This is a genomic window from Hansschlegelia quercus (genome assembly GCF_004310425.1).
GTDB lineage: Bacteria > Pseudomonadota > Alphaproteobacteria > Rhizobiales > Methylopilaceae > Methylopila > Methylopila quercus.
Window position 1 is genome coordinate 220,904 of record NZ_SIUB01000003.1, and the last position, 12,733, is coordinate 233,636.

At 68.0% G+C, this 12,733-nt stretch carries 12 protein-coding genes; 10 read left to right on the forward strand and 2 right to left on the reverse strand.

What is annotated here, in order from left to right; genetic code table 11:
* Nucleotides 1–67 precede the first annotated feature (67 nt).
* Nucleotides 68–1,621: a putative bifunctional diguanylate cyclase/phosphodiesterase gene (locus EYR15_RS08035; protein ID WP_165455459.1), complete on the forward strand. Its 1,554-nt coding sequence runs from the start codon at nucleotides 68–70 to the stop codon at nucleotides 1,619–1,621.
* Between the two features lie 63 nt (nucleotides 1,622–1,684).
* Entirely contained in the window at nucleotides 1,685–2,095 is a 411-nt protein-coding gene (locus EYR15_RS08040) for a dihydrofolate reductase (protein WP_131002840.1), read from the forward strand.
* A gap of 6 nt (nucleotides 2,096–2,101) precedes the next feature.
* Here EYR15_RS08040 and EYR15_RS08045 read toward each other — a convergent pair whose 3' ends face one another.
* The gene (locus tag EYR15_RS08045; protein WP_131002842.1) at nucleotides 2,102–3,169 is read right to left on the reverse strand and encodes an FUSC family protein; all 1,068 of its coding nucleotides are present in this window, start codon (nucleotides 3,167–3,169) and stop codon (nucleotides 2,102–2,104) included.
* 144 nt (nucleotides 3,170–3,313) lie between these two features.
* On the opposite strand from EYR15_RS08045, the gene miaB reads away from it, so the two are divergent.
* The 8 genes from miaB to trmB all read left to right on the forward strand — a co-directional run bounded on the left by miaB (nucleotide 3,314) and on the right by trmB (nucleotide 11,508).
* Nucleotides 3,314–4,699 carry a tRNA (N6-isopentenyl adenosine(37)-C2)-methylthiotransferase MiaB gene (miaB, locus tag EYR15_RS08050; RefSeq protein WP_131002844.1) on the forward strand — a complete coding sequence of 462 codons (1,386 nt, stop codon included), beginning with the start codon at nucleotides 3,314–3,316 and terminating at the stop codon, nucleotides 4,697–4,699.
* Nucleotides 4,696–5,751, forward strand: a complete 1,056-nt coding sequence (locus EYR15_RS08055) for a PhoH family protein (RefSeq protein WP_165455460.1) — start codon at nucleotides 4,696–4,698, stop codon at nucleotides 5,749–5,751. The genes miaB and EYR15_RS08055 overlap by 4 nt, the downstream gene beginning before the upstream one ends.
* 10 nt (nucleotides 5,752–5,761) lie before the next feature.
* Nucleotides 5,762–6,274 (forward strand): rRNA maturation RNase YbeY, encoded by a 513-nt coding sequence (gene ybeY, locus EYR15_RS08060; RefSeq protein ID WP_131002846.1) that lies wholly within the window; start codon nucleotides 5,762–5,764, stop codon nucleotides 6,272–6,274.
* A 27-nt stretch (nucleotides 6,275–6,301) separates the two neighbouring features.
* Nucleotides 6,302–7,294, forward strand: a complete 993-nt coding sequence (locus EYR15_RS08065; RefSeq protein WP_131002848.1) for a hemolysin family protein — start codon at nucleotides 6,302–6,304, stop codon at nucleotides 7,292–7,294.
* 32 nt (nucleotides 7,295–7,326) lie between these two features.
* On the forward strand, nucleotides 7,327–8,928 hold the full coding sequence (gene lnt, locus EYR15_RS08070; protein WP_131002850.1) for an apolipoprotein N-acyltransferase: 1,602 nt from the start codon (nucleotides 7,327–7,329) through the stop codon (nucleotides 8,926–8,928).
* Nucleotides 8,929–9,074: 146 nt separating this feature from the next.
* Nucleotides 9,075–9,497: a helix-turn-helix domain-containing protein gene (locus EYR15_RS08075; RefSeq protein WP_131002852.1), complete on the forward strand. Its 423-nt coding sequence runs from the start codon at nucleotides 9,075–9,077 to the stop codon at nucleotides 9,495–9,497.
* Between the two features lie 129 nt (nucleotides 9,498–9,626).
* Nucleotides 9,627–10,796 (forward strand): methionine adenosyltransferase, encoded by a 1,170-nt coding sequence (gene metK / locus EYR15_RS08080; protein ID WP_131002854.1) that lies wholly within the window; start codon nucleotides 9,627–9,629, stop codon nucleotides 10,794–10,796.
* Nucleotides 10,797–10,818: 22 nt separating this feature from the next.
* Entirely contained in the window at nucleotides 10,819–11,508 is a 690-nt protein-coding gene (trmB, locus tag EYR15_RS08085) for a tRNA (guanine(46)-N(7))-methyltransferase TrmB (RefSeq protein ID WP_131002856.1), read from the forward strand.
* A 22-nt stretch (nucleotides 11,509–11,530) separates the two neighbouring features.
* Here trmB and EYR15_RS08090 read toward each other — a convergent pair whose 3' ends face one another.
* A complete protein-coding gene (locus EYR15_RS08090; RefSeq protein WP_131002858.1) occupies nucleotides 11,531–12,727 on the reverse strand; it encodes a multidrug effflux MFS transporter in 1,197 nt (398 codons plus the stop codon).
* Nucleotides 12,728–12,733: the final 6 nt, after the last annotated feature.

A 12,733-nucleotide genomic window follows, 5' to 3' on the forward strand; every position in this document is an offset into this window, starting at 1 on the left:
TTGACGAGATGGTAGGCGTTCGATGGCGAATTTTGCAGACCAAGTAGCGACGCTGAAGGCCGGTTTCATGAGGCATCGCGTCAAGATTTTCGACCTCGGGCTGGTCTCGGGCGGACTTGCGGCCGCGGCGCTGTTCGCGTTCGAGGTCGACGTCTTCAAGAACGAGGGCCAGCTCTCGCAGGCCCAGCAAGGGATCGAACTCGACGAGCTGTTCGCGCTGACGACGCTGACCGTGATCGGGGTGCTGTTCTACGCTTGGCGGCGCGCCCGCGAGCACAAGCGCGAAAACGCGCGGCGGATCGAGGCTGAAAGCGAGGTCATGGCGCTCGCGATGCAGGATCCGCTGACGGGCCTGCCGAACCGGCGCCAGTTCACCGATGTCCTCAAGGCCGCGCTCAAGGTCGTGCCGGCCGAGCCCGAAGCCCACGCTCTGCTTCTTCTCGATCTCAATGGTTTCAAGAAGATCAACGACGTATTCGGGCACCCCGTCGGCGATCAGGCCCTCATCAATGTCGGCGCGCGGCTCATGAGGGCAGTGCGCGACGGGGATCTCGTGGCGCGGCTTGGAGGCGACGAATTTGCGATCGTCGCGCGAAATGTAGGAGGCGCCGAGGGCGCCTCCAGCGTCGCGCGCCGCGTGCTCGACGCCTTCGCGACGCCCGTCGAGATCGCCGGATCGCGCCATGCGGTCGGCGTCGGCATCGGCGTCGCCTTGGCCCCGCATGACGGAGACGAGGCCGATGAGCTCCTGCGCAAGGCCGACGTCGCGCTCTACCGCGCCAAGGCCGAGCGCGTCTCCGCCATCCGCTTCTTCGAACCCGGCATGGAGGCCCGGCTCCGTGAGCGCGACGAACTCGAGCGCGCTCTGCGTGAGGCGATCGAGGCCAACCGCTTCGCTTTGCTCTTCCAGCCGACCGCGCGGCTTGGCGGGGAGGGCGTCGCGAGCTTCGAAGCGTCGGCCAAATGGACCCATCCCAAGCTCGGCGAGATCGGACCCGAACGCTACGCCCCGATCGCCGAGGAGGCTGGTCTGCTCTCCTCGCTGATGCAGGGATTGTTCCTGCGAGCGTGCGCCGAGGCCGCGGGCTGGCCGCGTGACGTGCGGCTCTCGTTCGCCCTGCCCGGCGCCCTGATGCTCGACCGCACGTTTGGCTTGAAAATCCTGGCGGCCTTTGCGGAAACCGGGCTCGACCCGAAGCGTCTCGACCTCGAGATCGACGAAGGCGCTCTGATCCGCGAGACCGAAGCGGCCGAAGCGTTCCTGCCGCCGCTCAGGGCGGCCGGCGTCGCGGTCATCGCGCGGAATTTCGGCACCGGCTATTCGAACCTGAAGAACCTCCAGCGGCTCTCGCTCGACGGCATAAAGATCGACAGCAGCTTCGTCGCCGCCATGGAGCACGACCGGAAGGCCGCGGTCATGGTGCGCGCGTTGATCAACATCGGACGGGGACTGGATCTTTCCGTCTCGGCGGACGGGGTCCGAGACGCCGGGCAGGAGGCGTCGCTCGCCGCGCAGGGCTGCGATCGAGCGCAGGGCTCGCTCTATGGCGGGCCGGTGGACGGCGCCCGCGCCGCGGCGCTCGCCGGAGGAGAGGCCGCTTCGGCGAACCTCGCAATCTGACGAAAGGGGTGGCGAGACCGGCCGCGACGCGGCATGACAAGGCCATACCTCCGGAGGCCCGACATGCCCGACGTCCGTTCCATGTGCGCGACCGGCCTCAGCGGCCAGATGGGGCTGAACGGCGTGCTGCCCTGGGAGGGCGACCAGCGGCCGGAGTTCACGGCCGACGTCGCGCGCTTCTTCGAGCTCACGCAGGGCCACGTTCTGATCGCGGGTCAGAAGACGATCGAGGCGATCCCGGATTTCGCCCGACGCGACCGCACTTTGTTCATCATCCGTCGCGACATGGAGCCCGAAAAGGTGCTCGCGCAGTTCTCCGACCGCGTCGTCTTCATCGGCGGCGGGCCGGTCGCCTGGGGCGCCTACGCGCCCTTTATCCGCCACTGGGACATCAACCGCCTGCCCTATGACGGCCCGGCCGACCGCTGGTTCGACCCGGCATGGCTGTCCGCGGGCGGCGCGCAAAAGCCCTGAACTTCGTCAGTCCGCGGAATCCTGGGCCCGCTCTTGAGCTTCTCCCAGCCGGTCGGCGAGATCGCCGAGATTGGCGTCGAGATTTCGCAGCGCGAAGACCAGGCCCATCGTCGGCACGGCGGCCGCGACATCGATGAGGCGGACCGTCTCGCCGTCGCGGAGGTGCGCCACCGCGTCGTCGAGCGCCGCAAGTTTGGCGTCCGTCTCGGCCCGGGCGATCGCGGCGTCGTGGCCTGCGGCGATCTCGTCGAGCATGTCGGCCGCCGCCAGAATGACCTCGTCGGCGAGCGGGCCGACCATGCGGCGCGTCGCGTCCGGCGCCGCGGCGAGCGCCCGCTCGACGGCCACGGCGTCGTTGCGCACCCGCCAGAGCGTGCGGGCGAGCGAGGAGCGGGCCTCGGCGCCCGATCGCGCGCCGGGCGCCCGCCTGGCGTCGGTCACGGTCTTCTCGAGCGCCGCGAGCTTGCGGCGGATCGCATCCTGCGCTCCCAGCAGGAGATGCGCTCCGTCCGGGCCGCGCTTGCGGGTCGGCGCCCCGCGCAGCAGCGCGGCGATGTCGTGCGCGACGGCGCGGGCTTCCTTCGCGAGGTCGCGATCGACATGGGCCGGGAACACGACCAGCGTCGCGACCACGCCGATCGCGCAGCCGAGCAGCACCTCCATGATGCGCTCGGCTGCGATCTCGAGCGTGTTGGTCTGGTTCGCCGTCGCGACCAGCAGGATCGCTGCGGTGATCGGCGCGAGCCGCAGCATCGGCCGTCCCGCCGCCGCGAAGGCGAGGACCGCGACCACGACGGTCAACGTGATCGAGGTCGAGATCAGCGAATGCGGATGGAAGAACGCCGCAGCGCCGCCGACGAGCGAGCCGATCACGGTGCCGACCGCCCGCTCCTGCGCCGCCGTCACCGTGCCGCCGACGCTCGCCTGCACCACGATCAGCGCGGAAATCACGCTCCAATAGCCTTGCGGCAGCCCGAGCAGCGTGGCGAGCACGAAGGCGGACACGGAGGCGACCGCGACCTTGACGGCGAACTTCACGTCGGCGGCGTGTCGGTCGGCGAGCTGGGTGAACATGGCGAGGGGGCGTTTCCGCAAGAGGTATCGCGAGGCCGCCAAGGGGATATTGCCGCGGCGCTATTCTCTCCAAGCGCTTTTCGGGCTAATGCTGTGGACACGGGCGGCGCGCGCCGCTCGAGGAGTCCTGAAGACCTGATCTGAATGACAGCCAGCAGTCCCAAACTGTTCGTCAAATCCTACGGCTGTCAGATGAACGTCTACGACGCCGAGCGCATGGCCGACGCGCTGGCGCCCGAGGGTTACGTCGCCGCGTCGAGCGCGGAAGACGCCGACGTCATCGTCCTCAACACCTGCCACATCCGCGAAAAGGCCGCCGAGAAGGTCTATTCCGAGCTCGGCCGCATCCGGAAGATGAAGGCTCAGACGGGCCGGTCGCCGATTGTTGCGGTCGCTGGCTGCGTTGCGCAGGCGGAAGGCGCCGAGATACTCAAGCGCTCTTCCGTCGTCGACCTCGTCGTCGGCCCGCAGAGCTACCAGCGCCTGCCGGAGCTGCTGCGCGGCGCCAAGGCCGGCCTCAAGCCGGTCGACACCGATTTCGCCGTCGAGGACAAGTTCGAGCGGCTCGTCGCGCCTGCGCCGAAAGCCATCCGCGGCCGCGGCGTCACCGCCTTCCTCACCGTGCAGGAGGGCTGCGACAAGTTCTGCACCTTCTGCGTCGTGCCCTACACGCGCGGCGCCGAGGCGTCGCGGCCGGTCAGCCAGATCGTCGCCGAGGCCGAACGGCTGGCGGGCGCCGGCGTCCGCGAGATCACGCTGCTCGGCCAGAACGTCGACGCCTATCACGGCGACGGCCCGGACGGCCGGGTCTGGTCGCTCGCCCGCCTGCTCTACGAACTCGCCAAAATTCCCGGCGTCGCGCGGCTGCGATACACGACCAGCCATCCGCGCGACTTCGACGACGACCTGATCGCCGCGCATCGCGACCTGCCGGCGCTGATGCCGTATTTGCACCTGCCCGTGCAGTCCGGCTCGGACCGCATTCTCGCGGCGATGAACCGCAAGCACACCGCGGCGGAGTATCTCCGGCTGATCGAGCGGATCCGCTCGGCCCAGCCGGACATCGCGCTATCCGGCGACTTCATCGTCGGATTTCCTGGCGAGACCGACGCCGATTTCGAGGCGACGCTCAAGATCGTGCGCGACGCGGCCTACGCCTCCGCCTTCACTTTCAAATACAGCCCGCGGCCGGGCACGCCCGCGGCCGACCGCGACGGGCAGATCGACGAGGCGCTGAAGTCCGAGCGGCTGCAGCGCCTGCAGGCGCTGATCGCCGAGCAGCAGGCCGCGTTCGCCCGTTCGCTGATCGGCCGCCGCATCAGCGTGCTGCTCGACCGGCCGGGCCGCGATCCCGGCCAGATCGCGGGCCGCTCGCCATACCTCCAGCCCGTTCAGCTCGTCGCGCCCGGCGCGGCGGTCGGCGACCTGATCGACGTCGTCGTGACCGGCGTCGGCACGAACTCCCTGTTCGCCGCGCCTGCGGGCGACGCGCGCGAAGCGATCCCTGAGCTCGCGGAGGCTACCGGTTGAGCGCTGAGACCATCGTGCGCGGGTTTGATCCTCTGCGGGGCTCCGGCCCTAAGCGTCCGACATCCGAACGGGCCGGATCGCCCGCGGACGTCACGATGGCCTTCGACGACAACCGGCTTGCGTCGAGCCTGTTCGGCGGACACGACCAGAATCTCGCCTTCCTAGAGCGCAGGCTAGGCGTCGAGGCGACTGTTCGGGGCAACCATCTCGCGATCCGCGGCCCGGCGGAGGCCTGCCAGCAGGCCCAAAAGGTGCTCGAAAGCCTCTACGACCGCGTCAAGCGCGGCGAGTCCGTCGCGCTCGGCGACGTCGACGGCGCGATCCGCATGACGCTGTCGCAGGGCCAGCTCTTCCCGGCCGGAAGCGAGGCGCCGCGGCCGGGCTTCTCGCAGGTCTCGACCCGCAAGAAGACGATCGTCGCGCGCACAGCGGCCCAAGACGCTTACATCCGCGCGCTCGGCAAGCACGAGCTGGTGTTCGCGACCGGCCCCGCCGGCACGGGCAAGACCTACATCGCGGTTGCCTGGGCCGCGGCCCTGATCGAGCGTGGCGAGGCCGACCGGATCATCCTGTCCCGCCCGGCGGTCGAGGCTGGTGAGCGGCTGGGCTTTCTGCCCGGCGACATGAAGGAGAAGGTCGATCCCTATCTCCGCCCGCTCTACGACGCGCTCTACGACGTGATGCCTCCGGAAAAGGTCGAGCGCGGCATGACCTCCGGCATGATCGAGATCGCCCCGCTCGCTTTTATGCGTGGGCGCACCCTGGCCAATGCTGTCGTGCTGCTCGACGAGGCGCAGAACACCTCGTCCATGCAGATGAAGATGTTCCTCACCCGCCTCGGCGAGAACAGCCGGATGATCATCACCGGCGACCCGACTCAGATCGATCTGCCGCCCGGCCAGACGTCGGGGCTTGCGGAAGCCGTCGCTCTGCTTGAAAACGTGGAGGGGATCGGCGTCACGCGGTTTACGGCCGCCGACGTCGTCCGTCACGAACTCGTCGCAAGAATCGTGCGGGCTTACGAAGGCTCGCATGAGAGTCCGGCGGTATGAACTCGAGCCGATGAGCCCCGATCGATCTCCCCCCGTCGCGCTCGAAACCGTGCGCGACAGCAAACTCTGGGACGCCCTTCCGGACGCCGAAGCGCTGGTTGAAGCGGCCGTCGGCGCGGTCTTTGCGGAGGCCGGCCTCGTCTGCCTCCCCGATGCGGAGCTCAGCGTCACGCTCGCCGACGACATCAGGGTGCGCTCGCTGAACAGCGAGTGGCGCGCCAAGGACAAGCCGACGAACGTGCTGACCTTCCCCGCCGTCGAGCCCGACGAGACGGCGGAAGCGCGGATGCTCGGCGACGTCATCATCGCCTTCGAGACCGTCGATCGCGAGGCGCGGCAGGAGGGCAAGGCCCTTCCCGACCACGTTTCGCATCTCGTCGTACACGGCGTGCTGCACCTGTTCGGCTACGACCATCTCGATGACGAAGAGGCGGAAGAGATGGAGGCGATCGAGACTCGCGCGCTGGCGCGACTCGGAATCGCCGACCCATATGCCGAACTCGCATCGCCTTCAGCCGCCTAAATCCCGCAACCGTTCAAGCCCGAGACGATGCCGACCCCTCCTCGCAATCCCCGCCCTGGCGCAGCCTTCCTCGCGGAGGCCCAAGCGCGCGACAATTGGGTGGAGCGCCTGCGCGCCTTCGTAGGCTTCGGCGCGCACCCGACGGTGCGCGAGGATATCGCCGAGGCGCTTTCCGAGGACGGCGAGGACGACCTCTCGGTCACGGCCCAGGAGCGCACACTGCTCCGCAATGTGCTGGCGCTCAGGGGAACACGGGTCGATGACGTGATGGTCCACCGCGCCGACATCGTCGCGGTGTCGGAGGACATGACCTTCGGCCAATTGCTCTTCACCTTCGCGGATGGCGGCCATTCCAGGCTTCCCGTGCACCAGGGCTCGCTCGACGAGCCGAAGGGCATGATCCACGTGAAGGACGCGCTGGCGAAGTTCGCGCAAGGCGCGCAAGGCGAAGGCGGACAGACGTTCGACCCGTCGGGCGCGGATCTGACGGCCCGCGTCGGCGACCTCGATCTGGTGCGCCCGGTGATCTACGCGCCGCCGTCGATGCCCGCCACCGACCTGCTCTCCCGCATGCAGTCGCTGCACATCCATCTTGCGCTGGTCGTCGATGAGTATGGCGGGGTCGACGGCCTCGTCACGATCGAGGATCTCGTCGAGACCATTGTCGGCGACATCGAGGACGAGCATGACGCGGAAGCCGTCGCCTCGATCCGCTCGGACGGCGACGGCGGCTTCATCGCCGACGCGCGCGCGCCGCTCGATGAGGTCGCCGAGGCTGTAGGCCCGACCTTCGACGTCAGCCCATTCCGCGACGAGGTGGATACGATCGGCGGCTTGATCGTGACGCTGGCTGGCCGCGTTCCGGCGCAGGGCGACATCGTGGAGGGACCCGGCGGCCACCGCATCGAGGTTCGCGAAGCCGACCCTCGTCGCGTCATCGAAGTCCGCATCGGCGGCGGGCGTCCTGAGCGCGGAACCGGCGAATCGGATAGGTCCCAAGAGGCAGCGGACGCCGCTTGAACCCGTCATCGTCCGCGACGAGCGCGCGAACCATGACGATACGTTCCGACAGACTGGCCGCCCTCGCAGGCCGCGTGACGCTCTCGTCGGGATGGCGGCGCGCGCTGATCGCCTTCGCCGCCGGCGCGGCTTCGGCGCTTGCTATGCCGCCCTTCGGAATATGGCCGGTGCTGGCGCTCACCTTCCCGGTCGCGGTCTGGCTGATCGACGGCGCGCACGGCCGCAGCCGCGCGCGGGGCGCGCTCGCGGCGGCCGGGACCGGCTTCCTCTTTGGTTTCGGCTATTTTCTTGCCGGCCTCTGGTGGATCGGCTCCGCCTTTCTGGTCGACCCCGACGTCTTCGGTTGGCTCCTCCCGGTGGCGGTCGCCGGGCTACCGGCGCTTCTCGCGATCATGACGGCTCTGGGTTTCGCCCTCGCGCGGCTTTTCTGGTCGGCGGGTTCCGCGCGCATCTTCGCTTTCGCCGCAGCGCTTGGGCTTGCCGAGACCATGCGCGGCCACGTGCTCTCCGGCTTTCCCTGGAACTCGTTCGGTTACGCGCTCGCCGACCAGCTCTGGGCTGGACAGTTCGCTTCGGTGATCGGAGTCGAAGGCCTGACCTTCCTCGCGCTTGCGATCTTCGCCGCCCCGGCGACGCTGGCCGACGCCAGACCGTCCCGCGTGGCGTTGGGGGTAGCGGTCACGACGCTCGCCGGCCTCGTCGCGTTCGGCGCCGTCCGCCTGACCTACTTCGCCGACGACGGCATCGACGCGCGCGTCCGCGTCCGGGCGGTGCAGCCCGAGATTCCGCAGGACATGAAGTCCCAGGAGGCGGCGGGCGCCACGATCATGGACGCCTATATCGCGCTGTCCGACGAGGCGCGGGGACCCGGCCATCGCGGCTTCCCCGACGCAGAACTCGTCGTGTGGCCCGAATCCGCCTTTCCTTTCCTTCTTGCGCTACGGCCGGACGCGCTTTCGCGCATCGGCTCGAGCCTCGCTCCCGGGGCGACGCTGGCCACTGGCTCGGTGCGCGGCGAGCGCAGGGCGGACGGATCCGGAGCGGACTTTTGGAATTCACTGCACCTGATCGGGGATGACGGGACGATCCTGTCGACCTACGACAAAATCCATCTGGTGCCGTTCGGCGAGTACCTGCCGCTCCAGAACGTACTGGAGTCTCTGGGGTTGGAGTCGCTGACGCGCCAGCGCGGCGGGTTCGCGGTCGGCTCGCGGCGATCGTTGGTCACGCTGCCCCAGGGTCCGCGCTTCCGGCCGCTGATCTGCTACGAGGCGATCTTCCCCGAAGAGGTCATGGCCGATGGGGGCGAGCGTCCCGACTTCCTGCTGAACATCACGAATGACGCCTGGTTCGGCCGTACGCCTGGACCTTATCAGCACGCGGCGCAGGCGCGGGTGCGCGCCGTGGAGCAGGGACTGCCCATGGTGCGAGCGGCGAATGGCGGCATTTCCTCAATCGTGGACGCCTACGGTCGCGTCATCGCCACAATTCCCCTTGGAATTCGAGGCGTTGTCGACGGATTTCTACCTGCGGCGGCGCCAGCGACAGTCTTCGCGTCCACGGATGGTAAACTTTATCTTCTGTTACCGATCGTCTTTGTGGCGCTCGCTTTCGCCGCAGGCAGATTTGTTTGACAAATAGAGTTCGAGGCGGCCATCTACAGCCGCCGAGTCTTTTGATGTCTGCCGTTCGGAAGATCGAGGCGCGTAAGAGGATTAACGGGGGCTGTACGGCGATCGCGGCGGTTACGTCGCAAGATCTGTACTGAGGAGACGGCGCGATGCTGAAGAAGATCCCGAACCCGGTCGACAAGCACGTCGGCAGCCGGGTCCGGATGCGGCGTGTCCTGATTGGAATGAGCCAGGAAAAGCTTGGTGAAGCTCTCGGAATAACGTTCCAGCAGATCCAGAAGTACGAAAAGGGCACCAATCGCATCGGCGCGAGCCGCATGCAGCAGATCGCAACTGTCATGGGTGTGCCGGTCTCGTACTTCTTTGACGACGCCCCGGGCTCGGAGAAGGATGGGGCGGGGGGCTTCAGCGAGGCCAGGGGGTCGGACTACGTGGTCGACTTCCTGACGACCACTGAAGGACTTCAGCTCAACAAGAGCTTTGTGCGGATCACGGATCCGAAGGTCCGGCGCAAGATCGTCGACCTCGTCTCAGCGCTCGCGGACGCGGCTCCCTCGGCCCAAACGGACTGATACGTCGGCAGCGGGCTCGGTTATTCGAATGGGCCTGCCGCGCGCGCTTGACCCTCGCGGACATGATTGTAAAAGAACGATCTGTTCGGTTTGACGAACGGATCGTTCTTGACTCGGGAGACTGCTCGCATGGCCCGCGCCGACTACCTGTTCACCAGCGAATCCGTCTCCGAAGGTCATCCGGACAAGGTGAGCGACCGCATCTCCGACGAGGTGGTCGACATCTATCTGGCCGCCGATCCGGAAGCGCGCGTTGGCTGCGAGACCCTCTGCACGACCAATCGCGTCGTGATCGCCGGCGAGGTTCGGGGCCCCGACAGCGTCAAGCCCGAGCAATTGATCGAAGCCGCACGCGCCGCGATCAAGGACATCGGCTACGAGCAGGACGGCTTCCACTGGAAGAACGCCGACATCGCCTGTTACCTGCACGCCCAGTCCGCGCATATCGCGCAGGGCGTCGACGCGTCCGGCAACAAGGACGAGGGCGCAGGCGACCAGGGCATCATGTTCGGCTACGCGGTGCGTGAGACGCCGAGCCTGATGCCGGCGCCGCTGCACTACTCCCACCAGATCCTGAAGCGACTGTCCGAGGTCCGGCATTCCGGCGAGCAGTCGACGCTCGGACCGGACGCCAAGAGCCAGGTCACCGTGCGCTACGCCAACGGCAAGCCCGTCGGGGTGACCTCGATCGTGCTGTCGACGCAGCACACCGACGAGAACCAGTCGTCCAAGGACATCCGTGACATCGTCGAGCCCTATATCCGGCAGACGCTGCCCGAGGGCTGGATCTCCGAGGACACCGCCTGGCACGTGAACCCGACAGGCGCCTTCGTCATCGGCGGCCCGGACGGAGACGCCGGCCTCACCGGCCGCAAGATCATCGTCGACACCTATGGCGGGGCTGCTCCGCATGGCGGCGGAGCGTTTTCCGGCAAGGATCCCACCAAGGTCGACCGTTCCGCGGCCTATGCGGCGCGCTACCTCGCCAAGAACGTGGTCGCCGCCGGCCTCGCCGACCGCGCCACCATCCAGCTTTCCTACGCGATTGGCGTCTCCGAGCCGCTGTCGATCTACGTCGACCTGCACGAGACGGGACAGGTCGATGAGGCCAAGCTCGAGAAGGTGTTGGGCGAGGTTCTGAGCCTCAGCCCGCGCGGCATCCGCACGCATCTCAAGCTGAACCGACCGATCTATGCGCGCACCTCGGCTTACGGCCACTTCGGCCGCGAGCCCGACACCGACGGCGGCTTCTCCTGGGAGAAGATCGACCTCGTCGACGCGCTGAAGTCGGCGTTCTGAGCCCGACGCGCGTTCGTATCCAGTGGAAGACGACGCGCGTCACACGGGCTCGTTCTTCGGCCGGCGAAAGGGCAAGGCTCTTCGCGCCGGCCGCGCGGCGACAGTCGCGGAGACGCTGCCGCGGCTGAAGGTCGACCCTGAGGCCTTGCCCGCCGACTTGCACGCGCTGTTCGATCGCCCGGTCCGCGAAGTCCGGCTGGAGATCGGCTTCGGCGGCGCTGAGCACCTGCTGCACCGGGCGCAGGAAAACCCCGACATCGGCTATATCGGCGTCGAGCCGTTCATCGACGGCATGGCCAAAGGCGTCGCCGGCGTCGACCGCCTCGGCCTTGCGAACATCCGGCTCTACGACGACGACGCCATGAAGCTGCTCGACCGGCTGCCAGACGCGTCGATGGCTGGGATCGACCTGCTCTATCCCGATCCCTGGCCGAAGACGCGCCACTGGAAGCGTCGCTTCGTCTCCGACGAGAACCTCGGCCGTTTCGCTTGCGTCATGAAACACGGTGCGCTGTTCCGCTTCGCCTCCGACATCGACACCTACGTCTCCTGGACGCTGGCGCATGTCCGGCGTTCGGCGGACTTCGAATGGACGGCCGAGCGGCCGCGCGATTGGAAGGAGCCGTTTCCTGGCTGGCCGGGCACGCGCTACGAGGCGAAGGCGACTCGCGAAGGGCGGCGCGGGACCTATCTGACCTTCAGGCGGCGCTGACGGTACGCGAGCCGGTCCGCAGTTAGATGAGCGCGCGCCGCGCGCGTCGGGTCGCGATAAAGATGATCAGTGTCGAGACCCCGAAGAAGCACACCGCAATTGGCAGCGGCAGCGGGCTGCCAAACGACAGCGTGCTTCCGAGCGCGACGCCAATGATCGCGGCGAAGGTCATCTGCGAGAAGCCGACCAATGAGGAGGCGGCGCCCGCCCGCTCCGGGAAGGGCTGCAGCGCACAGGCCATCGCCTGGGGCATGACGAGACCGACGCCGAAGAGATAGACCATCATCGGCGTGACGATGGAGGCTGGCGTCCTCGGTCCGAAAAGCACCATCGCCAGCATCATCACGCCGCCGATCGCGACCGCAGCGGCGCCCACCCCGATCGCGCCGTCGAGGCCCCGCGCGCGCACCAGCGGCCCAGCCGACAGCGTGCCGCCGACATAGCCGATCACCCCGATCGCAAACGCCGCGCCATAGGCAATCTCCGACAGGCCGTAGAGCGTCTGTAGGATGAAGGACGAGGTCGAGATGTAGGCGAACAGCCCTGCAAAGGCGATCGTCGTCAGGCCGAGATAGGCGAGGAAGCCCTTGTGCCGGAGCAGCGCGCCATAGCTCGCCAGCACCGACCGCACGCTGATCGAGCTCGCGCGCACCCGGATCGTCTCGGGCAGACCGACCGCCACGATAAGCGTCTCGCCCGCCAGCAGGAAAGTCAGCAGCACGAAGGTCGCGCGCCAGCTGAAGGCGTTTTCCAGAACGCCGCCGATCAGCGGCGCGATCGCGGGAATGAGGCCGAGGATCGTCGCCATGCGGGCGAGCTCGCGCGCGGCGCGTGCGCCGGAATAGAGGTCGCGCACGATCGAGCGCGCGAGCACCACGGGCCCGGCGCCGCCGAGCGCCTGCAGGAAGCGGGCGACGATCAGCGTCTCGATCGTCGGCGCGAGCGCGCACAGCGCCGAGCCGAAGGTGAACAGGCACAGGCTCCCGATCAGAACCGGCTTTCGGCCTCGCGCGTCCGACAGCGGGCCGTAGATGATCTGCCCGGCCGCGAAGCCGACCAGGAACGCCGACAGCGTCAGTTGTCCTGCGGCCGGCTTCGCTCCGAGCGCGCGCGTCAGATGGGGCAGCGACGGCAGGTACATGTCGATCGCCAGCGGACCGACGGCCGTCAGCAAGGCCAGGACGGCGGTCAGAGCAAGCGTGTCGGAACGCAGACGCATGGAGCC